The 21,770-nt window shown below is 56.0% G+C and carries 18 protein-coding genes; 4 read left to right on the plus strand and 14 right to left on the minus strand.

The genetic code is table 11. The features are described from left to right. Positions 1-49: 49 nt before the first annotated feature. The 9 genes from CRO19_RS22180 to CRO19_RS22220 all read right to left on the minus strand — a co-directional run bounded on the left by CRO19_RS22180 (position 50) and on the right by CRO19_RS22220 (position 11,064). Positions 50-700 (minus strand): methionine ABC transporter permease, encoded by a 651-nt coding sequence (locus tag CRO19_RS22180; RefSeq protein WP_097097999.1) that lies wholly within the window; start codon positions 698-700, stop codon positions 50-52. Continuing rightward, a complete protein-coding gene (locus CRO19_RS22185) occupies positions 684-1,784 on the minus strand; it encodes a methionine ABC transporter ATP-binding protein (protein WP_097098000.1) in 1,101 nt (366 codons plus the stop codon). Before CRO19_RS22185 ends, CRO19_RS22180 begins: the two co-directional genes overlap by 17 nt. 2 nt (positions 1,785-1,786) lie before the next feature. Beyond that, positions 1,787-2,593: a MetQ/NlpA family ABC transporter substrate-binding protein gene (locus CRO19_RS22190; protein WP_097098001.1), complete on the minus strand. Its 807-nt coding sequence runs from the start codon at positions 2,591-2,593 to the stop codon at positions 1,787-1,789. 20 nt (positions 2,594-2,613) lie between these two features. Continuing rightward, a complete protein-coding gene (locus tag CRO19_RS22195; RefSeq protein ID WP_097098002.1) occupies positions 2,614-3,975 on the minus strand; it encodes an LLM class flavin-dependent oxidoreductase in 1,362 nt (453 codons plus the stop codon). Next, the gene (locus CRO19_RS22200) at positions 3,972-5,174 is read right to left on the minus strand and encodes an SfnB family sulfur acquisition oxidoreductase (RefSeq protein ID WP_097098003.1); all 1,203 of its coding nucleotides are present in this window, start codon (positions 5,172-5,174) and stop codon (positions 3,972-3,974) included. The genes CRO19_RS22195 and CRO19_RS22200 overlap by 4 nt, the downstream gene beginning before the upstream one ends. Before the next feature lie 9 nt (positions 5,175-5,183). Continuing rightward, positions 5,184-6,389 (minus strand): SfnB family sulfur acquisition oxidoreductase, encoded by a 1,206-nt coding sequence (locus CRO19_RS22205; protein ID WP_097098004.1) that lies wholly within the window; start codon positions 6,387-6,389, stop codon positions 5,184-5,186. A gap of 346 nt (positions 6,390-6,735) precedes the next feature. Then, positions 6,736-8,160, minus strand: coding sequence for a hypothetical protein (locus CRO19_RS22210; RefSeq protein WP_097098005.1), 1,425 nt, complete (start codon positions 8,158-8,160; stop codon positions 6,736-6,738). A 219-nt stretch (positions 8,161-8,379) separates the two neighbouring features. Next, positions 8,380-9,492 carry a beta-propeller fold lactonase family protein gene (locus CRO19_RS22215; protein ID WP_097098006.1) on the minus strand — a complete coding sequence of 371 codons (1,113 nt, stop codon included), beginning with the start codon at positions 9,490-9,492 and terminating at the stop codon, positions 8,380-8,382. A 243-nt stretch (positions 9,493-9,735) separates the two neighbouring features. Continuing rightward, on the minus strand, positions 9,736-11,064 hold the full coding sequence (locus CRO19_RS22220; protein WP_097098007.1) for a ferredoxin reductase family protein: 1,329 nt from the start codon (positions 11,062-11,064) through the stop codon (positions 9,736-9,738). Positions 11,065-11,449: 385 nt separating this feature from the next. On the opposite strand from CRO19_RS22220, the gene CRO19_RS22225 reads away from it, so the two are divergent. Then, positions 11,450-12,088 carry a LysE family translocator gene (locus CRO19_RS22225; RefSeq protein WP_097098008.1) on the plus strand — a complete coding sequence of 213 codons (639 nt, stop codon included), beginning with the start codon at positions 11,450-11,452 and terminating at the stop codon, positions 12,086-12,088. A 146-nt stretch (positions 12,089-12,234) separates the two neighbouring features. Further along, positions 12,235-13,386, plus strand: a complete 1,152-nt coding sequence (locus CRO19_RS22230) for an integrase core domain-containing protein (RefSeq protein WP_097098009.1) — start codon at positions 12,235-12,237, stop codon at positions 13,384-13,386. A gap of 81 nt (positions 13,387-13,467) precedes the next feature. On the opposite strand, the gene CRO19_RS22235 is transcribed toward CRO19_RS22230, so the two are convergent. The 4 genes from CRO19_RS22235 to CRO19_RS22250 form a co-directional block, all read right to left on the minus strand. Beyond that, positions 13,468-14,268 (minus strand): inositol monophosphatase family protein, encoded by an 801-nt coding sequence (locus CRO19_RS22235; RefSeq protein ID WP_097098010.1) that lies wholly within the window; start codon positions 14,266-14,268, stop codon positions 13,468-13,470. Positions 14,269-14,282: 14 nt separating this feature from the next. Beyond that, positions 14,283-15,344: an ABC transporter ATP-binding protein gene (locus tag CRO19_RS22240; RefSeq protein WP_097098011.1), complete on the minus strand. Its 1,062-nt coding sequence runs from the start codon at positions 15,342-15,344 to the stop codon at positions 14,283-14,285. After that, positions 15,341-17,563, minus strand: a complete 2,223-nt coding sequence (locus CRO19_RS22245; RefSeq protein WP_097098012.1) for an ABC transporter permease — start codon at positions 17,561-17,563, stop codon at positions 15,341-15,343. Before CRO19_RS22245 ends, CRO19_RS22240 begins: the two co-directional genes overlap by 4 nt. Positions 17,564-17,731: 168 nt before the next feature. Then, positions 17,732-18,760, minus strand: coding sequence for an ABC transporter substrate-binding protein (locus CRO19_RS22250; protein ID WP_097098013.1), 1,029 nt, complete (start codon positions 18,758-18,760; stop codon positions 17,732-17,734). 215 nt (positions 18,761-18,975) lie between these two features. Between CRO19_RS22250 and CRO19_RS22255 the strand changes: the two genes are divergently transcribed. Next, positions 18,976-20,010: a LacI family DNA-binding transcriptional regulator gene (locus tag CRO19_RS22255; RefSeq protein ID WP_097098014.1), complete on the plus strand. Its 1,035-nt coding sequence runs from the start codon at positions 18,976-18,978 to the stop codon at positions 20,008-20,010. Here the strand turns inward: CRO19_RS22255 and CRO19_RS22260 are convergent. Then, entirely contained in the window at positions 19,968-20,903 is a 936-nt protein-coding gene (locus tag CRO19_RS22260; RefSeq protein ID WP_097098015.1) for a LysR family transcriptional regulator, read from the minus strand. The two genes, CRO19_RS22255 and CRO19_RS22260, sit on opposite strands and share 43 nt — an antisense overlap. Before the next feature lie 132 nt (positions 20,904-21,035). On the opposite strand from CRO19_RS22260, the gene CRO19_RS22265 reads away from it, so the two are divergent. After that, the gene (locus CRO19_RS22265) at positions 21,036-21,716 is read left to right on the plus strand and encodes an SDR family NAD(P)-dependent oxidoreductase (protein ID WP_097098016.1); all 681 of its coding nucleotides are present in this window, start codon (positions 21,036-21,038) and stop codon (positions 21,714-21,716) included. Positions 21,717-21,770: the final 54 nt, after the last annotated feature.

The raw sequence follows: 21,770 nt of genomic DNA on the forward strand, positions 1-21,770 counted from the left end.
TAGAGCCGGTTCAGATTTGTAGGGTCGCCATTGATGGCGACCGCTCATATCAGCGGTGATTCAACCGCCGCGACAACCTGTCGCCAAAAAACTGCAGCACCGTGACCAGCGCCACCAGCACCACAATCACCGTCAGCATCACCTGCATATCAAAACGCTGATAGCCATAACGATAAGCCAGATCGCCCAAACCACCGGCACCTATCGCGCCGGCCATGGCTGAGGCGTTGATCATCGTCACCAGCGTAATAGTAAATCCACTGACGATGCCGGGTCGCGCTTCGGGCAACAGCACATGCCAGATAATGTGCCAGCGATGAAAGCCCATCGCCTGCGCCGCTTCGGTCAGCCCTTTATCCACTTCACGCAGGCTCACTTCGGCTATACGCGCAAAAAATGGCGTTGCTGCCAGCGTCAGCGGCACCACCGCCGCCCACACGCCGTAGGTGGTGCCGACGATCCAGCGGGTAAATGGAATCAGCGCTACCATCAGAATCAAAAACGGAATCGAGCGGAACAGGTTCACCACCCAGCCAAGCACACGATTCAACAGCGGGCTGGGAAACAGATCGCCGCGTCCAGTCACCGCCAAAATCACCGCCATCGGCAAGCCTAAGGCCAGCGCCAGCAGCGAGGACACGCCAACCATCAGCAGCGTATCCAGCAGCCCCACCCATAAACGATCAATAGCCAGTGACATAGCCCGGAATCTCCAGTTGGTCAGCAACAGGGGTTAATAGCGCACGCACGGCGTCAGATTCATGACGCGCATCCAGCAGCAGTAGCATCTGCCCGGTCGGCTTGTTATCCACCCACTCCACCGCGCTGAACAGCAGAGTTAGTTCTCCGCCCACGCGCGTGCTCAGCGCCGCCAAATCCGGCAGCGCGCCTTGCCCGGTGTAGCGCAGGCGCACCAGCAGACGCGAATCGGCACGCTGACGCGTTGGCGTCAGCAGCGGTTGAATCGCTTCCGGCAGCGCACTGAACTGGGGGTTGAGCAATTGCCGCGTGGTTTCCTGCTGCGGATCGCTATATACCTGCCATACTGGACCGCGCTCAATGATTTCACCCTGATCGATCACCGCTACCTGATGACAGAGATCGTGCACCACATCCATTTCATGCGTAATCAACACGATAGTGATGTGCCGCTGCTGATTGATTTTCTTCAGCAGCGCCAGAATCGAGCGTGTGGTTTCCGGATCGAGCGCTGAAGTCGCCTCATCACACAGCAGCAGTTCGGGATCGTGCACCAGCGCGCGCGCAATGCCGACGCGCTGCTTCTGGCCGCCGGACAACTGTGCAGGCCAGGCGTGCTGACGCTGCTCCAGTCCCACCAGCGCCAGCAGTTCATCCACCTTGCGCCGCCGCTCAGCCGCAGGTACGCCCGCCACTTTCATCGGCAGCTCAATGTTTTCGCGCACCGTTTTGGCGGAAAGCAAATTGAAATGCTGGAAGATCATACCGGTACGACGTCGCCAATCCACCAGCTGACGATCGCTCAGGCTGCCAAGATCGATGCCGTCAATCACCACCTGACCGCTTGTCGGGTTTTCCAGCCGGTTAAGGCAGCGAATCAGCGTCGATTTACCGGCACCGCTACGACCAATAATGCCGAAAATCTCGCCGCGCTTAACCTGCAGATCCACCGCTTTCAATGCCTCCTGGGTTTGTCCGGGATAACGTTTACTCAAGCCACGAATCTGCACGTGCACTTTCCCTGCCGTCTCGGCCGTCGGTGACAGCAACGCATCGCGCTCGCCGGGTAGCGTCAGGCTAACCATGCTTACTGGCTCCAGCCCGGCTGATACAGTTTGCCGTAGAAGTCATCCAGTTTGGCGCGTACTACCGGCGAATGCTGGTAGATATCGACAAACTTCGCCAGGCGCGGATCGTTCTGATGGCCGTCGCGGATGACAAACTGAATCACATATTCCGGATGCTCAAGGCCATCGAACAGCAAGGCATTGTTGGAATCAATGGTCTTCGACAGGCGTAGATAGTGCGGATAGCCCTGCGCTAAATCGACTTCATCCAGCGAGCGCGATAGCTGCACCGCTTCCACTTCGATGATCTTGAGGTGCTTTGGATTGCTGACGATATCATCCACGGTCGATTTGAGACCCGCGCCCGGTTTCAGCGTAATCAGTTTGGCTTTTTGCAGCAGCAGCAGGCCGCGCGCGCCGTTGATCGGATCGTTGGCAATCGCCACCGTGCCACCGTCGGGGATCTGGTCAATCGCGGTGTGTTTCTTCGAATAGAGCCCGATGTTATTGATGATCGCCGGTGCATAAGGTACCAGATGGAATCCGCCCTGCTGATTGGCATTCTCGAGGAACGGCTTATGCTGGAACAGGTTCACATCGATATCGCCGTTTTCCACGCTGACGTTGGGTGCCGTCCAGTCGGTGAACTCCACCAGCTCAACGTTCAAACCCTGTTTTTTCGCTTCGGCCACCGCGGTTTCCAGCGGCGGCGCAAAGGCTGCGGTGGTGCCCACTTTCAGCGGTCCGCTGTAGTTCTCGGCGGCGACGGCGCTAAACGCCAGCAGTGCGACGCTGGCAGCCAGCGCAAAATGACGTGCAATGTTCATATTAGATCCCTGAGGTTAAATTAACGAAGGTTAACGCCGTCGCGCCAGCGCGCCGCCGGATGGCGATCGGGCAAGCGGTCCTGCTGTTGAAAAATTTTCTGCCGCAATGAACCGGGCTGATACGCGGTCTTGAAGCGGCCGCGCTGCTGTAATTCCGGCACCACCAGATCGATAAAATCGCGGTAGCTCTGCGGATTAAGGATGCGCGTCAGGTTAAAGCCGTCGATATCGCCTTCGTCGATCCACTTAATCAGCGCATCCGCGACCTGGCTCGGATTGCCAACGATCAGCGGATAGCGGCTGCCCATGGCGTGCTGCTCCAGCAAGCGACGACGCGTCCAGCCGCTGAAGGCTTTGCTCACCGATTCGATCGCGCGCGTGTCGCCAGTCTGAATCGGCTCATCCAGTTCAAAGGCCGCCAGGTCCAGACCAATCGAGCTGGAGAAGTGGGCGATGCCGGCTTCCGGGCTGGCATATTCGAGATAGCTGCGCTGCTTCTCCTGCGCTTCACGTTCGGTCGGTGCCACAATCACGCTGACGCCCATAAAGATGCGCAGATCGTCAGGATGGCGTCCGGCTGCCACCGCCGCCTGGCGTAGGCGCGTGGACTGCTCGCGCATCGCCGCCGGCGACGCTGCATTAACAAAGCTGCACTCGGCATGACGCCCGGCAAACTGCACGCCGCGCGCCGAGGAACCGGCCTGGAACAGCAGCGGTGTGCGCTGTGGTGATGGGCTGCTCAGGTGATAGCCCTGCAGCTGATAGAACTCGCCCTGATGATGGATTTGCTTGATTTTGCTGGCATCGGCGTACAGACGATTGACCTTATCCTGCACCACCGCATCGTCCTGCCAGCTGCCTTCCCACAATTTGTAGGTGACATCCAGAAACTCATCGGCCTGATCGTAGCGACGGTCGTGCGCCAGCAGCTGTTGCTGCCCCATGGCGCGTGCGGCGCTATCGAGATAACCGGTGACAATGTTCCAGCCGATGCGCCCTTTGGTCAGGTGATCAAGCGTGGAAAGGCGGCGCGCAAACGGATACGGCGCTTCATAACTCAGGTTGGCGGTGACGCCAAAGCCCAGATGTTGCGTAACGCTCGCCATGCCGGAAATCAGCATCAACGGATCGTTAACCGGCAGCTGAATCGACTCTTGGGCCGTCAGGCCAATGCCCTGCTGGTAGACGTCATACACGCCGAGAATATCGGCGATAAACAATCCATCAAACAGCCCGCGTTCCAGCAGGCGCGCCAAATCGAGCCAGTACTCCAGCGAATTGAAATCCACCGAACGATCCTGCGGATGCGTCCACATACCGTGATGAATATGGCCCACGCAATTCATATTGAAAGCGTTAAGCAGAATCTGTTTTTGACTCATATCGTCCCCCGACGCGGTGGCAGCACGCCATTCAGCAGATAGTTACCAATCGCCGGATATTTCCAGCGCACCGGATCGTGCAGGATGTGGGTGCGCGCATTGCGCCAGTGGCGGTCGAAGTTGTGTTCGCGCAGGCTGGAGCGCGACCCACCCAGTTCAAACAGCAGATTGCTGGCCTCCAGCGACACTTCCGTAGTCCAGGCGCGCGCCTTCGCCACTTCGACTGAAGCTAGCGCCACGTTTTCCGCACTGGGATCGCGCTGCGCCACGTCAACGGCGTCACCGGCAATCGCCAGCAGCGCATCACCTGCGCTAAGTTGCGCGGCAAGGCGACCGGTACGATCGAGCGTCAACGGATCGTCGCTGGCGCGATCCACGCCGCTGTCCGGCCAGGGACGTGCGCGCTGGCGCAGGAAATCGAGCATGTCGTTAAAGGCTGCACGCGCGATGCCCTGATCGATGGCGGCATGCATAATCTGCGCAAAGGGCCCAACGGTGCTCGGCCGCTCAAACGCCGTTTGGAAGGGCACCACATCATCTGGCTCAATCGTTACATTGCTGAACTGCACGCTGCCGCTGCCGGTGGTGCGCTGACCAAAGCCGCTCCAGTCATTAATCACATTCACGCCAGGCTGATGACGCGGTACAAACACCAGCTGTTCTTTGCCATCATCCGCAATCGCCAGCGTCGGAATACGATCGGCATACAGCGCGCCGGTGCAGTAAAACTTGTTGCCGCTGAGACGCAATCCCTCAGCCTGTTGCGAAACGGCAGTCGATCGCTGATGCGCGGCCGGCGAGCTGAACTCCGCCAGCGCATTGCCGTGATGCACGCCGTCCAGCACCTCGGCGTACAGCCGTTTTTTCTGCGCGTCGCTGCCGTTAATGCGCAGCACTTCCAGCGCGTAGAAATGGTTCTGCGGCACCTGTCCGATAGAACCGTCAGCTGCACTCAAAATAACGAATATTTCTGCTAACTCCGCGGTAGAAATCTCAATGCCACCGAAAGCGCGCGGCACGGTGACAGCACCAAGTCCTGAGTGAAATAACTGCTGCAATTCTGCGTGCGGCAATTCGCGGTCGCGGTCGCGCTGAGCGGAACCGGTGCGAAAACGTTCAGCTAGTTCCTGCGCCACCTGCAACGCCTGATGAGCATTGTTGATGCGCGTCGCGCGCTGTTTTGGCAATACCTGCGTCATGATCGCTCCTTAAATCCACGCATGACGCGCAGGCAGCGCATCATTGAGGTAATAGTTGCCGATAGCGTGGGTTTTCCAGCGCACCGGATCGTGCAAAGTATGGGTACGCGCATTACGCCAGTGGCGATCGAGTCCATGACGCAGCAGCGTGGCGCGGCTGCCCCCCCATTCCAGTAGCTTCTCACTGGCCCGCAGTGCCACTTCGGTGGTCAGGACTTTGGCTTCCGCCACCGCAATTGACGCGCGCGCGCAGTTTTCAGCGCTAAGTGATTGTTGGTCGATACCGTCCAGCACGCGGGCGGCACGCGCCAGCAAGGCATTGGCGGCACTCAACTCGGTGCTGAGACGGCCAACGTCGGCGAGGATGTAAGGATCGTCGGCATTGCGGCTGACATTAGCATCTACCCACGGTCGCGAGCTGCTGCGCACAAACTCCAACGCTTCATCCAGCGCCCCTTGCGCAATACCGGCATCAATCGCCGCCTGAATCAGCTGCGAAACCGCCCCGCGCAGCGTCGGCTTTTCCGCTGGCGGTAACGGCATTAATAGCGTGGGATCTACGGTTACCTGCTGCAGTTTCACCGTACCGCTGGCGGTGGTGCGCTGGCCAATACCTGACCAGTCATCAACTATTTCTACGCCCTGCGCTGGTAACGGAATAAAGGCCATTGTCGGCTGCTGCTCGTGCATCGCGGTCGTCACCAGAATGTCGGCGAACAGTGCGCCGGTAGAGTAGAACTTCTCACCGGTGAGTTGCACTCCGTGTGACGTTGTCACCAGTTGCGCCTGTACATCGCGCGTGTGTTTGGTGTTTTTCTCCGGACCGCCGTTGCCGAGACGCTTGCCACTGACCACTGCGCTGAGCAATTGCTGCTGTTGCGCCAACGTGCCTTCGCCAAGGATGAACTGAATCAGGCCAAAATGGTTCTGGGGGATTTGCCCGAGCGACGGATCGCTGGCCGAGATAAGACGGAACACCTCCGCCAGGGTTTGAAACGACAATCCGGCACCGCCAAATTCTCGCGGCACACTGATGCTCCCCAACCCCAGTAAAGTAAATTGATTGAGCAGCGCAATCGGGTATAAGCGCTGTTGATCGCGCTCGACTGCCCCACTTTTCGCCTGCTCGGCTAAATGGCGTGCGGCGGCAATCGCCTGTGCATCGCTGCTTAATATCGCGGCGCGGTTAATATTCTCGTCACTGGTTTGCGTCATAGCTGATTTCACTTTTACTGCACAGCGAATAGTAAGCCTGCACGGAATATGCCAGCAGGCCAGGAAATGAATAACAGATTGAAAGCGATGATAATCAGCGGGGTGAAAGCAAGTAAATAGCGCGGTTATGCTATATCTGGCAATGGGTTGCCATTATTAAGCTATGGATTTATTTAACGACAACAACAGGCTACCAGCGGCGATAGGGGGAAAAGAAGAGAATAAAAAAGTGGCGAGTAATTCTTAAGATCAAATAACGCAATTGAATGTTAATTAATGCATATGGTTATTTTGTAGGGTCGCCATTAATGGCGACCTTACGACTACAATACGACAGATTAGGCATTTATATTTGCGCATCAAACTGTGCAGCGGCAAACGAGCGTGTCGATTCACTTTTCGCGCTGTGCGGAATCTGTACGCTATCTATCAACTTCGCCAGCTGATAGCGCTTCACCGTTTCATTTTGCGTCAGCTGCTGGGAATAGTTCGCGGTCAGCTCCCCTTTCTTATTCTGCGTCACCGCCGTCTGGCTACGCTCTTCATCATCGATCAAATGGTACTTATAATTTTGCGATGACTTCAGCGCGTTGAGCTTAGCTGGCGCATCCGAATCCAGCGCGGTATGGAAGCTGGCTTTCAGTTTAAACAGCGTTTGCTGGGTGAGATGCTGAGTATCACCCTGCGTCTGCGAGGTGGTTTTCTGTGCCACGTTCAGCGAAAACGTATCTTCTTCTTCTGGCTTATACGGATTACCAGCAACCGGCGTTTGCTGATATGTGGCGGAGAAATCCGCCAGTCCGCTAATCGCACCGTTCTTCGCAGCGTTAGCATCAATCGACTTCACGCGTTGCGTATTGATGCTTTCGTTCGCTTTACCTTCGGTGGTATTGAGGGCGCGGAAACTCTCTTTAAACAGCGATAGCATGTCGCTATTGCCGTGACCGCGCGAAGCTGCCTGATCGAACTTCGCGGCCCACTTATCCAGGGCGGCCTGCTGCTGTGCAGCGCTGCCTGCCTGGGTCAGTTTCGACATATCGGTGTCCAGCTTAATGCTGACATCTCCATTGTGGAAACCGAGCCAGCGCTCTTGATCATCCGCATGTAAATTAAGCGACTGCGTGACGCTATTTCCGCTGCGCAGATCGGTTTTGAGATCGACACTTTTCAGCTGGGAACTATCAAACTTCATTAAATCGCTGATATCGAGCTTAGTGGTGCTGCTATCTAAGCCATCCAGTGCCGTTTGCAAACCTGCCGACAGTTTGCCGATGGACGCGGCTTCGTCAGTATTTAACTGGCCGCCGCTGGTTTTCAGCTCCACCACCATGCCGCCCTGCTGGCGCGTCATTTGTAGGCTAACCTGCACACCCGATTGCGTCATCACGGTAAGCGCCAGCGCGCTTTGGCTGCTGCTCTGCGCAGCGTTGACCGCATCAGTTGCCGGCACGCTCAGCGTCACGTCACCACGGTTGTTCACCAGGTTGCTGAGCAAGGTGCTGCCAAGACCATTCATGCCGACGCCTTTCGACTGCGCGGCACCATTCAACTGCGCTTGCAGGCTGCTGGTGACACCCACCGAGCTCTGCACCTGCGCGGGTACAATTTTATAGATCGCGGCGATAGCGTCACTCGCCTCGCTGAAGGTAACTTTGGTTGATGCTTCCGCCGTCAGGGCGTTTTGCGCGCTTTTGTTGTTTACCGCCGGCGTTATCACCGCATTTGACGTAATTAAATTTCTCAGTACGCTGCTGCCAATCCCGTTTAGCATGAAAATAATCCTCGTTAGGTACTATTGAGGAAAGTTATCGGCTAAATGTGCAGCAGCTTTAGATCTTTTCCCCTCACCTTAGCCCTCTCCCGCAAGCGGGCGAGGGAACCGATCGGCATCGTGTGTGAATATGACACTCAACGTTGAGCATCACTCGGGCAGCTCCCTCTCCCGCGCGCGGGAGAGGGTTGGGGTGAGGGCCGGGCTAAGGGCAATACCCTAATTAAAGAATTTAATATCCGTCGGCGTCGGCATCTTCGCCACTTCACCTGCCGCTTTCAGCGCGCCGCTCTCTGCATCAAAATGGAACATGGTGATGTTGTTGGTGAACACATTCGCCACGTAAAGATATTTACCGCTGGCATCAAAAGCGAATGCGCGCGGTTCAATGCCGTCCGCTTTATAACGCACCGGCGAACCCAACATGCCATCTTGTTCAATTCTGAACACCACTAAACGGTTATCCGATCCACGGTTGGCCGCAATCACAAACTTACCGTTAGGGCTAAGGATAATACCGCCCCCGCTTCGGTACTCGGCGCTGCTATTTTCCGTATTCAGTTTGACCCGGGCTTGCTGCTCCAGTCGATCGTCCTTCACCGCAAACACTACCACTTCACCGGCCATTTCGGTGGTGACATAAGCATGTTTGCCGTCGGGGGAAAACACCATATGACGTGGACCCGATCCCGCTGGGAAGCTGACATCACGTGTGCTATCTGCCTGCAATGGCTCTTTTTGGCCGGCGTGATAGGCGTAGGCATGCAGTTTGTCGCCGCCGAGATCGGCCGCATACAGGTATTTGCCATCGTGGGTGAAGGTGGTCGAATGTGCATGACCGCTATCCTGCCGATCTTTCACCGCGCCGCTTCCGTGGGTAAACGGAAAATTCTGTACCTGTTCACCCAGCGAACCATCGTGATGAATCGGGAACACTGCAACGCTGGCCCCGCCCTTCGCCACGGAATAGTTAGCGACAAACAGGAATTTACCCTCCGGACTGATGGTGGCATGTGTAGGCTGCTGCCCGTGACTGTCCACCGCATTGATCACGCGTACCTTGCCATCGTGATCAATCGCCAGCGCCGTAACCGCACCCGCGTTCTCTTCATTGGTGGTGTAAGCAAAACGCCCATCATGTGATTTCACAATCCATGAGGGACTTTTCATTTTAATGAAGTCGAGTTGCGTTAAGGTACCGTCGCTATTGACCTTCAAACGGTATAACCCTTCGCTGGGATGTCCCGGGTTTTGCACTAAGGGTGCATCCGGGATGCTGGTCCATGTGCCCACTAAGGCCGTTTGGTTGTGATGTTCCGCTGCAGTTGCCATTGCACTTCCCGCTATGATTAAAAGAACAGCAGATAATGCCACGGTTAGGTTGGTTGCTAAACCCTGCCTTTTGAAATTATGAGAATTAATCAAGTTAACACTCCGCATCAATAAAAGATTGGCTGACTGTTAAGGGAATATAGCGTGCGATAAGCCTGCGAGGCGGGCACTAAAGGTGACCACCTTCACATAATTGATTTAAATAAAAATCGATACCGCGCAATTATTTTTCGTTGGCTTTTATCATCGCCACGAGAAGCAATCCGCATGAAAATGTTGAATGCTAACGGCTTGCTGTTTCAGCGTATCATTAATGCTTTTTTTCAAACCATCAGGTCCGCAAAACCAAATATCCACCCCGTTGTCATTCAGGCTGCTTTTCATTTCAGTAATGTGTTGTTGCATATTTTCCGTATTATTTACGGTGAAGTATTTAAGCCTCACGCCGGCCTGGTGACACAGTTCAGTTAAATAATCTGGATAGGTCAATCCCCGGTCCGGACGAGTAAAGTACCAGAATTCGACACCCGAAAGTGGCTGCCCTTTTCTCGTGGCATCTTTCAATTTCGCCATAAAGGGTGTCACACCAATACCTCCGGCAATCCATAACTGCTTATTTCCTGCATGTTCAAAGGTAAAATCACCGTAGGGACCTTCAATTTTTACACGTTGGCCCGGCAGGAGATGCTGAGCCAGCTCGCGGGTATAATCACCGAGCTTTTTTATAGAAAAAGTCAGCGATTTTTCATCGGGATTAACATCAGACAGGGTAAACGGATGGCGCTCTGTCGAGTGTGCAAACTGCACAAACGCAAACTGTCCGGGCAACATTGGGATAGTGGCGCGATGACGTACTGTCACCTCGACGATATCTTGCGGTGCCGCTTCAACATGAAGAATATCGGCCACGGACGTGTTGCGACTGCCGGTTCGCTGGAATAATGCAATCAACGCGCAACCCACCGCCACCGCCGTGACGAACGCCAACAGATAGGCAGCGGGAGTTTGCCACCAGTCGGTTTTAAATAACGACGTCATCACATGATAGGCACAGGCGATATAGACAACCGGAAAAGCTTTATGCAGGTAATAAAAGATGTGATAGGGAATTTTTTTACTGATAGAGACCAGCGACAGCGCAATTAAGAGATATAAACCATACTCTGCTAATACCAGTCCGAAATCTAATAACTGCTCTTGCCAGCCGGCCATAACAATGTCACCCAATTCTCCAGGGTGGGCAACCATGCCTGCATCAACTAACCAGTGCGGCACTTTCTCTGCCAGCCAGTGAATTAACGCCAGCACCACGGCTGAAATAGCACACCATTTGTGCAATTTATACGCTTTATCCAGCCCGCCGCACCAGCGGGAAATAACACCGTTGCGAATACTTAAAATAATCGTAAAAGACATACCAAACCATGCCAACACGCCGGCGAGAAATACCATGTTCTGACGCAGGCCCCACCATAATGAGTGGGCCCCCAACTTGGTATATTCTGCTGAGACTAGGTAGGTTAAGATGGCGGCGAGGAAAATAATGATGTAGAGATGTTTTACTTTTTTCATTTATATAACACCTCATTGTTCACAAATAATTTAATCTGGCGTAACATTTCCATTTTAATGTCTCCCTGTTTATCCCTTGTAAAGTTGCGGGATAAATTATCACGCTAAACATCAAGATTTATGAGCAAGCTAAAAGGAGATTAAACATTGTGATGAGAACGTGGAGTTTCTTACCGTAGAATTAGCATAATAAGAATTAAATGTGTGGCTGTTTAAAAAAGAACCCGATGCGCATAAATGCGCAGCCGACAAAATCCATACCGATCTGCCATCAGCCCCCCCCCCCCTTTTTAGCGTGACCCCATAGCGCAATAAATTCCTCCGCGACAAAGTACAGTGTGATTTAATAACACTCCATTTACATGCCGGGGATGCTGACGTTGCTATGCTGCAGTTTTCAAATGGTTTTCTACTGAGTTTATCGTTGTGCCTCGATATCGGCCTCGCCAATATCGCCATGATTACGCTGGCGATGCAGCGCGGCTACTTTCATGGGTTCTGGCTGGGGATTGGCACCTGTATCGGTGACTTGATCTACGCGCTATTGGCGCTGGCGGGCATGGCTGTGGTATTGCAGTTTACCGCGGTGCGCTGGGTGCTGTGGATTGGTGGCGGTGTGCTGCTGCTGTGGTTTGCTGTAAAAATGCTCTATGCAGCGCTGCGCAAACAGACGGCACTGCCAGAAGCAGAACAGCAGCCGTATCGATCGCTACTGCGCGAGTTTAGTCGGGGCGTAATGCTCGCGATGTCATCACCCACGGCGATTCTATGGTTTGCCAGCGTTGGCGGCGCGTTGATTTCCCGCATGGGACACGGCAGCGCAATCGCTACGTCCTCTTTCCTCAGCGGCTTCTTTATAGCCGGGGTGGTGTGGACCTGCGTACTGTGCCTGGTCGGCAGCATGGGCGGAAAATTACTGGGGGCGCGCTTACTTAAGTACTCCTACCTCGCTTCAGCGCTGATTTTTGTTTATTTTGCGATCTATGTGATTTGGTCGGGTTATCGGGAATTTATTCTGGTTTGATGGAAGGTCGTCATAAATGACGACCCTACAAAAGCGTGCAGAACCGCCGTAGGGTCGCCATTAAGGTACAAACCGGGCACATAGGTAACACTTTAGACCGGGCACATGGGTAACAGTTATAAATGGCATAGCAGAGGAGACTCACTATGCCCTGGACTGAGACCGTTACCATGCAACGCCTTGATTTCATCCGTGCCTGCGAAGCAGGCACGCATTCCATTTCTGAACTCTGTCGTCTCCACGGCATCAGCCGCAAAACCGGCTATAAGTGGCTCTCCCGCTTTGAGCCCGCGGCGCTGTCCTCTCTCGAAAATCACTCCCGCGCGCGCCTCACTCAGCCGGAAAAAATCCCGCCGGACATCGCCGATCGGCTGGTGCTGTTCCGCATGCAGCACCCCGACTGGGGACCTAAAAAAATCCGTCACTGGTTCCTCAACCACAACGCCGACTTCATCGTGCCCGCTGCAAGCACCATTGGTGACCTGCTGAAAAATGAGGGCCTCGTACCGGACCGCCTGAAGCGCAAGCGCACTCCCGGCAACGTGCAGAAGCTCACCGTCGCAGAAAAAAATAATCAGGTCTGGAGCGCCGACTTCAGGGGGCGGTTCCGCCTGAAAGACGCGCGCTACTGCCGTCCGTTCACGCTGACGGATAACCACAGCCGCTACCTGCTGGCCTGCGAGGCCAGTTACGTGGAGACCACCGCGTTCGTGCGCACATGCATGGAGCGGGTGTTCCGGGAGTGCGGGCTGCCTGACGTCATACTCACCGATAACGGCTCCCCTTTTGCCGGGCCCGGTATTGCCGCGCTGACAAAGCTAAACGTGTGGCTGATAAAGCTGAGTATCCTGCCGGAGCGCATAGCGCCGGGTTGCCCCGGACAGAACGCACGCCATGAAAGAATGCACCGCTCGCTAAAGGCCTCAATGAGCCATGGCAATATCTTCACCACGCTGGCGGAGCAGCAGGCCTGGTTCAGCAGCTGGCAGGAGGAGTTTAATCATGAAAGGCCACACGAGGCCCATGAAAATAAGCCGCCGGCAAGCTGCTGGACGCCATCAGCCCGGCAGTGGGATGGCCGGGTGCCGGAGGTTAATTATCCGGAGGGTGCGAAGCTCTTCAAAGTGGGAGAAAAAGGTGACCTGAGACTGAACGGAAGAACGTTCCTGAGCGCATCGCTGTGCGGAGAATACGTACGGTTCCTGGAGGTAGATGACGGAATCGACGTCATCCTCTTCGACAGGCTGATACTGGCGTATTATGACCAGTCAGAAAAACGTATTATCCGGATAGACTGAGCACAAATGTGTTACCTATGTGCCCGGTCTGATCTGTTACCCATGTGCCCGGTCGTACCTTAATGGCGACCAGTACCAACATCACAGCCCGGCAATCCGCTTCAAATCGGCTTCCGCACCCGGCGCCACAGCCAATACCTGCGCGCCTTTCAGCAAACGTTCGCCTTCGGTATTGAACGGGTGATACCAGCCACCCGCCTCTTTCACCAGGCAATAACCGGCCAGACAATCCCACGCGTGCATATAAGGTTCGTAATAGCCAACTACACGCCCCGCAGCCACCCACGCCAGCATCAATGCGCCCGAACCGATGCGGATAAAGTTACCACCCGCAGCCAGCAGCGAGGCGAGGATTTTCCCCACTTCATCCGGACTCACGTGGCTGTTAGCACCAAAACCGGTGACATGGTTTTGCAGCGTGCGCGTCGCATCCACCTGCAAGCGCTTGCCGTTCAGCGTCGCGCCATGGCCGATGGCCGCCACGTAGCACTCCTGGTAATAAGGCGCGAAAATCACGCCGATCACCGGCACGCCATCGTGTAGCACCGCGACGGATACGCACCAGTTCGGCATGCCATTGAGGAACGGGCTGGTGCCGTCAATGGGATCCACTACCCAGGTATAGCCCGATGAGCCTTCCTGCAGACCATACTCTTCGCCGAGGAAACCATCCTCCGCAAACTGCGCACGGATTTGCTGATCGATCATCTGTTCCACTTCACGGTCAGCGCGGGATACCACATCCTGCAAATCGTATTTGGTTTCCACCACCAGGGTGTCGCGCTGATGGAAATATTCCAGCGCTTTAGCCCCCCCTGCGCGGGCCACTTTCTCCGCCAGAATCAGGCGCGATAACAGCGGGTCATTGTCTAATTCACTCATCATCCATCCTTAAATTAACCGGCAATCAGGGCCAAACCCTGAGGTTTAAAATCAATTGCGACATGCGATGCCAACGGCAGCTGCTGCTCCATCTCCGCATCAACAATGAACAGCGATCCCAATTCGGTGGCGACTTCATATTCAATATGGTCGCCCAGCCAGGTGCTATGCGTTACTTCGCCACGCAGTGCGCCTTCGCCTTCGCCGCGCAGCGTGATGAACTGCGGACGGACCGACAGCTGCGCCGCGCCGGTTTTCAGGCCATTGCCACGCACGCGATAGCGCTGGCTGCCTAAGCGCACCAGCGCCTCACTGCCTTCGAGCTGCTCCACTTCACACGGGAGAATATTGGCTTCACCCATAAAGTCGGCGATGAACACCGAGTTTGGCGCGTGATACAGGCTTTCCGGCGCGCCCTGCTGGGCAATATCGCCCTCTTTCATGACAATAATCTTATCGGAGACCGCCAGCGCCTCTTCCTGATCGTGTGTGACATATACGGCGGTGAAGCCGAGCCGCTGCTGCAAGTCGCGGATATCGGTGCGCACCCGTCGGCGCAGACGTTCATCGAGGTTGGAGAGGGGTTCATCCAGCAGCAGCACCTGCGGCTCCAGCACCAGCGCACGTGCCACTGCAATGCGCTGCTGTTGACCTCCAGAGAGCTCCGACGGCAGGCGCTGACCTTGATGTTCCAGCCCCACCAGCTTCAGCCCTTCACGCGCGCGGTCCTGCGCTTCTCGTTTATTCATCCCGGATGACTGCAAGCCGTACATGATGTTATCCAGCGCGCTCATGTGCGGGAACAGCGCGTAAGATTGAAATACCATCGCCACGTCGCGCTCGTTGGCGGGAAGATTGGTGACATCTTTGCCACCAATCAAAATGCGTCCGGCGGTGGGATGCTCCAGCCCGGCCAATAAACGCAGCGTTGTGGTTTTACCGCAGCCGGACGGGCCGAGCAGCGTGACCAGCGTGCCGGGTTCGACGGTTAACGAGAGATCGGGAATGGCATCAAAACCGGCAAAGCGTTTTGAGACATGTTCAAACACCACAGAACCGGCGGTTACGCGAGTCATACGGCACTCTCCTGAGTTAATGAGGTTGAAGCAGGCGGTGCAAGCATATCGACCGGACGGGCCACACGACGCAGACGTCGTTCGCCCACCAGCCACTGGAACAGGCCGATGATCAGCAGCATAACCACGATCAATACCGTTGAATAAGCAATCGCCACGCCGTATTCGCCGTTTTCTACCAGCCCAACGATGTAAGACGTTGCCATGTTGTACTGCGCACTGACGAGGAAAATCACCGCACTGATCGAAGTAATGGCGCGCACAAAGGCGTAGACCAGCGCGGCGCTGATTGCCGGTTTCAGCAGCGGCAGCACCACTTTGCGCAGCGTGCGGAAGCTATTGGCACCCAGCGTTAATGAGGCTTCATCAAGACTTTTATCCAGCTGACTCATTGCCGCGATGCCGCCGCGTACGCCAACCGGCATATTGCGGAACACAAAGCAGGCAACGAGGATCAGCGCGGTGCCGGTGATCTCCAGCGGTGGCAGGTTATACGCCATTACGTAGCTCACGCCGATGACCGTGCCGGGAATCGCGAAGCTGAGCATCAGCAGGAATTCAAAGGTTTGACGCCCAGCAAATTTCTGCCGCACAATCAGCCACGCGGTAAGCAGGCCAACGATCGCCGTCAGCGGTGCGGCAATCAGCGCAATTTCCAGCGTGGTCCAGAACGAGTTCCATGCTACGCCGCTCCATAGCAGATGTCCGTCGCTGAAGCTGACGCCGAAGGCGCGAACGTAATGCGCAATGGTCAGCGCATCGTTCAATCCCCACGACTGCACAAAGCCGCCCACCACAATCATGCCGTAGATCACCAGCGTGAACAGGCCCCACGGAATCACCATGCCGTACACACCAAAACGCAGCACGCGCGGCAGCTGCACATGTTTGCCGCCGTCGCCTTTGCCGGTCACAGTGGCAAAGTTTTTCCCGCCCAGCCACCAGCGTTGCAGCACAAAGGCGGTCAGCGTGAAGCACAGCAGAATCATCGCCAATACCGCCGCGCGGCTCGGATCGTTTTGCGCGCCCACCACCGAGAAGAAGATCTCAGTTGAGAGCACGCCGTGGCTGCCGCCCAGCACCATCGGATTACCGAAATCCGCCATGCTTTCAATAAAGCTAATCAGGAAAGCATTGGCTAAACCCGGCGCCATCAGCGGTAAAGAGATGCGGCTAAAGGTGCGCCAGCGATTGGCACGCAGCGTTTGCGAGGCCTCTTCCAGCGAAGGACTGACCCCTTCGACTACGCCAATCAGTACCAGAAAAGCAATCGGCGTAAACGACAGCACCTGCGCAATCCAGATACCGGTTAAGCCATACAGCCAGCGGCCCGGCTCAATGCCAAACAGCGCCGCCAGGTGTTCCGTTACTACGCCGGAACGGCCAAACAGCAGAATCAGCGCCAGCCCGATGACAAACGGCGGTGTGATAATCGGCAGGATGGTGAGCATACGCAGTGCTTTCTTAAAGGGTAACGGTGTACGCGTTGCGGCGAGAGCAAAGGCCAGGCCGAGCAGCGTGGAACCTGCTGCGGTCATTAGCGCCAGCCACAGCGTACGCCACGCGGTGCCGCAGGTGCCGCCCGACAAACAGGAGAGGCTCCAGATTGACGGGTCCTGAATGTTGCTGATCAACCCATCCGGCTTGAAACTGCCGTCTACGTCCTGAACTGATACCACAAACATGCTTAGCACCGGATAAAGCACAAAGATGCTGACCAGCGCGGTGAGCAGCACCAGCGACGCCACCACAAACGCATCGCCTTTCATCACCCCGCGCTCAGCAAGTGCAAAAGAGAACAGCAGCAGAAACGTGGTCAGCAGCAGCAGCGCCCCCGCGCCCATCGCCGGTTGACCGGATTCGAGCGCGCCGAAGCGATTTTCCAACCACACCCAACTCCAGCCGCTGTAGCCAATGGCGTGGCCTTCAATCACAAGGAACAGCACGCCAAGCGCGCTAAAAAGTAGCAGCAAACGGCTACGCATCCTTGAAGGCAGCGCGCCGCAGGCTGCGCACAGAACAAACAGCGCGATAGCGATGGCAAGCCACGGATGTTCGCCGAGTTGCCACAGTGCAGGCGCGTTGCTGCTATCGCTCCACAAGCTGGTTAACCAGCCGCTGCTGAAGAAACCGGCTTCCAGGCTGAACCAGGGCAGCAGCAATAAAGCCACTGCGCCGATGAGCAGCGCGCCTGTCAGACGGCGATTATTTGCATTCATCAAATACCTCGACTTCGGGTCTCGTGCGGTGCTTAACCAGGTCGCCATAAATGGCGACCCTACAAGGTTTGGTGCTTAACCAGGTCGCCGAAATGGCGACCGTACGGGGATTGACGCGGTTTTGTAGGGTCGTCATTCATGACGACCTGGCCACAGAATGCGCCGATCTCACTGCGCGCTGGCGCCAATCTCTTTATCCCAACGCCCTAACAGCGCCTTGCGCTTAGCGGAATCACCGTAGGTTTTGAAGTCGTAATCAATCAGTTTGATGTTCTCGAAACGCGGCGCGTATTCAGAAATCTCGGCGTTACGGTTCGATGGCAGCTGGAACGATTTGGCCTCTTTCATGTGCGATTGCGCTTCAGCGCTTAGCGCCCAGTCGTACCAGACTTTGGCATTGGCCAGGTTACGCGCGCCTTTCACAATCGACATCGAGCCAATCTCATAGCCGGTGCCTTCGCACGGCGCGACAGTCTTGATCGGGAAGCCATCCACCTGCATCGCCACCGCATCATGCATAAACACGATGCCGACGGTGGTTTCGCCACGCGCGGCAGATTTCACCGGTGCGGAACCGGATTTGGTGTACTGCGAAATGTTGGCATTGAGCTTCTTCAGGTAATCGAAGGCTTTATCTTCGCCCATGATCTGCACCAGCGTGGCCAGGGTGTTGTAGGCGGTACCGGAAGAATTTGGGTTAGCGATCTGAATTTCACCCTTAAAGCTGGGATCCAGCAGATCGGCCCAGCATTTTGGTTCTTTCAGCTTTTTCGATTCCAGCAGCCTGGTGTTGTAGCCCCAACCGAGCGCACCGGCGTAGATACCCACCGTACGATAGCCGGAGTTCTCCGCCTGCTTCTGCGCCCAATCCTGCTGCTGGTCGAGCAGCGGTGATTTGTACACCTGCGTCAGCCCCTCTTCCGCGGCTTGCATATGCGGATCGCCGGTCCCTGCCCACCAAATATCGGTACGCGGGTTGCGCGCTTCGCTGCGCAGACGCGCATAGGCTTCGCCTGCCGAGAGTCGCACCATGCTGACTTTTATATCCGGATGCGCCTTGCTGAAAATAGTGGTCATAAGCTCACACACCACCACGTCGGCAGAGCAAACCATATTCAAATTGCCCGCTGCCGAGGCGGCAAACGGCAGTGCACTGCAACAGAGGGATAGCGCGATGGCCATTGAGGTGACTCGCATAGTGTTCTCCTGGTTTGTAGGGTTGGTGCTTCATTGGCACCTTTTCTTGCACGTGTGTGCAAAGTAGTAATGAACAAGAATTGTCCTGTCAAACACCACATTGCGCAATTGTTAGGCGGTGTCACAAAAATGCAACAAATGAGATCTCAGGCAGTTTGCACAGCTTTGCAATCTAAGGCAGACTGAATTGAGTCGATTGAGATGGGGTGTTAAGCATGCAGCATGAGAAAGCGGTGGTCAGCGCGCAGGACGTGGCCGATCGCGCAGGCGTATCGCGTTCAGCGGTATCGCGCGCGTTTACGCCAGGCGCCAGCGTGTCACCGGCAACGCGCGAACGGGTGATGAAGGCGGCAGCGGAGCTAGGCTATCACGTCAATCATCTGGCGCGCGGCCTGGTGCGCAACCGCAGCAGCATTGTCTGCCTGATTGTTTCCGAAATTGCCACGCCCTATCGCGCCAGTCTGGTGCGCTGGCTGACACAGTTTTTACAGGAGGCGGGAAAAGTGGCGATGCTGATTAACACCGATCGCTCTGATAACAGCGTTTCCGCAGCGCTGCAGCAGGCCATTAACTTTCGTGCCGATGCCTCCATCATTCTCTCCGGCATGCCGGATCGCACCATCACGCGCCAGTGCTACAAACACGGCCAGCGCATCATCTTAATTAACCGCGACGAAGCGCTGCCAGGCTCGCTCAGCATCAACCTTGATGCAGAAAGCGCCGCTGAAACGGCATTAATGGCGTTTCAGCGCGCCGGTTGTCGCCATTTGGCGTTTGCCAACTCGCTTGCCGGTACGCCAAGCCTGCTTAAACGCGAAGCCACTTTTATCGCCCTGGCCGAACGCGCCGGGTTAAGCGTAACGGTAGAGCGCTTTGGCACCACCTCTTACGAAAGCGGCCAGATTCTGGCACACCGCCTGCTGACGCGTCATCAGCGCCCGGACGGCGTGTTCTGTGTGACCGATTTAGTGGCCTGCGGATTTATGGATGAAGCACGGCATCGCTTTGCGCTGCGCGTACCGGAAGACCTCTGTTTGATCGGGTTTGACAATATCGCTCAGGCCGGTTGGTCATCCTACCATCTCACAACATTTGCGCAGCCGGTTGAGCAGTTTGCCCATGATGCAGTGAAGTGGTTAATGAAGACGGAGGAAGATGACACCGGTTTCACTCCACAAGGTGAACAGCAACACGATAGTTTACTCTATCAGGCCGATGTGGTGTGGCGTGGTTCGGTGCGCGGCGGCTGACAAACGTCTTTTACTACGCCGCGCAGCCAACGATGCGCGGCATCATTTTCCAGTCGCGGATGCCACAGCTGTGACACAGTCATTTCCGGCGTGGCGAATGGAAGTTCAAACATCGCTAAGGTGGTGCTGTTTTTGATCAGCGGATGATGCAGAAACAGCGAACGCGGCACTAAGGCGACGAAATCTGAATCCTGCGCCAGCGCCACCGCGCTGGAAAATGCCGGTACCAGCGCCGCGACTTTGCGCGTAAATCCCGCCTGTTGCAGCGCATCATGAATCGGCCCACCCAATTCACCGCGCCTTGACGCCACGATATGACCAAAGGCGGCGAACTGGGCGATATCCAGCTGCTGAGTGAGCGGATGTCCGGCGCGCACCACGCCCACAAAAACATCGCGAAACAGCGCCTGCAAACGAATCTCCGGGCCCATGTTGCCCAAAACGCCAATCTCCAGATCAATGTTGCCTTCGCGCAATTCGCGCGCGCTTTTCTCTGGCTTGGGCACAAAACTGAGCCACGCGTGCGGCGCTTGTTGAGCCACGGCTGCGATCAGCTCGCTGCCAAAGGCTTCGACGAATCCCTCATTGGTGCGCAAGGTAAAACAGCGATCCAGCTGACGTAGATCCAGCGACTGCGCCGTCGGGCTTAACACCGCACGCGCTTCGCTCACCGTGTGATGGGTGCGCTCGCGGATCGCTTCAGCATAAGGTGTCAGCACCATGTTGCGTCCGGCGCGCACTAACAGCGCATCGCCAGTGGTGGCGCGTAAGCGTCCCAGCGTGCGGCTCATCGCCGATTCGCTTAAGCCCAAGCGACGCGCAGCGCCAATCACGCTGCCTTCAATCAGCAGCGCATCCAAAGCAATTAACAGGTTGAGATCGGCATCATTCATGCGGGTTATCCTCGCCGATTCGACGCATCGAGACAAGGCGTTTGGTGCAGGTTAATACTGTCAATGCTGCGCATTCCGCCTGCCCTCACCCGGCGCTACACTCTATCCATCGCAAACACCGAGGAGAACAATATGAACATTTTACTGATTGGCGCATCGCGTGGACTGGGTTTGGCGCTGGCGGAAACCATGCTGCAGCGCGGTTATCAGGTGGTCGCCACCGGGCGTGAAAACTCGACAGGCAATTTTCAGCAACTGGCCGGTCGCTTCCCCGCACAGCTCAGGGTAGAAAGCGTGGATATCAATGAACCCGAACAGGTCAAAGCGCTGCATACGCGGCTGGCGGATCGCCAGTTCGATATGCTGTTCGTTAACGCGGGCGTGAAAAATGACGACCGCGAAACCATCGCCGATGTCTCAACCGAAGAGTTTACCCGCGTGATGGTGACCAATGCGCTGAGTCCGCTGCGGGTGATTGAAACCTTTAAAGATCGCGTCACGGCCAGCGGCACCATCGCCGTGATGTCATCCGGCCAGGGCAGTTTGACCAACAACACCAACGGCAATTACGAGGTGTATCGCGGCAGCAAAGCGGCGCTGAATATGTTTATGCGCAGCTTTGCCGCACGCAGTGGCGGCGAACGCACATTATTGCTGATGGCGCCCGGCTGGGTGCGCACCGATATGGGCGGCCCGGAAGCTCGCCTGACCATTGAGGAGAGCATCCCGAATCTGCTGAATACCATGGAAAGTTACGCCGGACGGCGCGGGATTCATTATCTGGATTATTTAGGACGCGTGGTGCCGTGGTAAGCGAGCAGGTCGGCATAACGGTCGCCATAAATGGCGACCCTACGGAATTCCCGC

It is taken from the genome of Candidatus Pantoea floridensis, assembly GCF_900215435.1.
Classification (GTDB): Bacteria; Pseudomonadota; Gammaproteobacteria; order Enterobacterales; family Enterobacteriaceae; genus Pantoea; species Pantoea floridensis.

Excerpts from the sequence above, each read along its gene's own strand:
- CRO19_RS22180 (WP_097097999.1), bottom strand. The coding sequence starts at position 700 with ATGTCACTGGCTATTGATCGTTTATGGGTGGGGCTGCTGGATACGCTG.
- CRO19_RS22185 (WP_097098000.1), bottom strand. The coding sequence starts at position 1,784 with ATGGTTAGCCTGACGCTACCCGGCGAGCGCGATGCGTTGCTGTCACCG.
- CRO19_RS22190 (WP_097098001.1), bottom strand. The coding sequence starts at position 2,593 with ATGAACATTGCACGTCATTTTGCGCTGGCTGCCAGCGTCGCACTGCTG.
- CRO19_RS22195 (WP_097098002.1), bottom strand. The coding sequence starts at position 3,975 with ATGAGTCAAAAACAGATTCTGCTTAACGCTTTCAATATGAATTGCGTG.
- CRO19_RS22200 (WP_097098003.1), bottom strand. The coding sequence starts at position 5,174 with ATGACGCAGGTATTGCCAAAACAGCGCGCGACGCGCATCAACAATGCT.
- CRO19_RS22205 (WP_097098004.1), bottom strand. The coding sequence starts at position 6,389 with ATGACGCAAACCAGTGACGAGAATATTAACCGCGCCGCGATATTAAGC.
- CRO19_RS22210 (WP_097098005.1), bottom strand. The coding sequence starts at position 8,160 with ATGCTAAACGGGATTGGCAGCAGCGTACTGAGAAATTTAATTACGTCA.
- CRO19_RS22215 (WP_097098006.1), bottom strand. The coding sequence starts at position 9,492 with ATGGCAACTGCAGCGGAACATCACAACCAAACGGCCTTAGTGGGCACA.
- CRO19_RS22220 (WP_097098007.1), bottom strand. The coding sequence starts at position 11,064 with ATGAAAAAAGTAAAACATCTCTACATCATTATTTTCCTCGCCGCCATC.
- CRO19_RS22225 (WP_097098008.1), top strand. The coding sequence starts at position 11,450 with ATGCTGCAGTTTTCAAATGGTTTTCTACTGAGTTTATCGTTGTGCCTC.
- CRO19_RS22230 (WP_097098009.1), top strand. The coding sequence starts at position 12,235 with ATGCCCTGGACTGAGACCGTTACCATGCAACGCCTTGATTTCATCCGT.
- CRO19_RS22235 (WP_097098010.1), bottom strand. The coding sequence starts at position 14,268 with ATGAGTGAATTAGACAATGACCCGCTGTTATCGCGCCTGATTCTGGCG.
- CRO19_RS22240 (WP_097098011.1), bottom strand. The coding sequence starts at position 15,344 with ATGACTCGCGTAACCGCCGGTTCTGTGGTGTTTGAACATGTCTCAAAA.
- CRO19_RS22245 (WP_097098012.1), bottom strand. The coding sequence starts at position 17,563 with ATGAATGCAAATAATCGCCGTCTGACAGGCGCGCTGCTCATCGGCGCA.
- CRO19_RS22250 (WP_097098013.1), bottom strand. The coding sequence starts at position 18,760 with ATGCGAGTCACCTCAATGGCCATCGCGCTATCCCTCTGTTGCAGTGCA.
- CRO19_RS22255 (WP_097098014.1), top strand. The coding sequence starts at position 18,976 with ATGCAGCATGAGAAAGCGGTGGTCAGCGCGCAGGACGTGGCCGATCGC.
- CRO19_RS22260 (WP_097098015.1), bottom strand. The coding sequence starts at position 20,903 with ATGAATGATGCCGATCTCAACCTGTTAATTGCTTTGGATGCGCTGCTG.
- CRO19_RS22265 (WP_097098016.1), top strand. The coding sequence starts at position 21,036 with ATGAACATTTTACTGATTGGCGCATCGCGTGGACTGGGTTTGGCGCTG.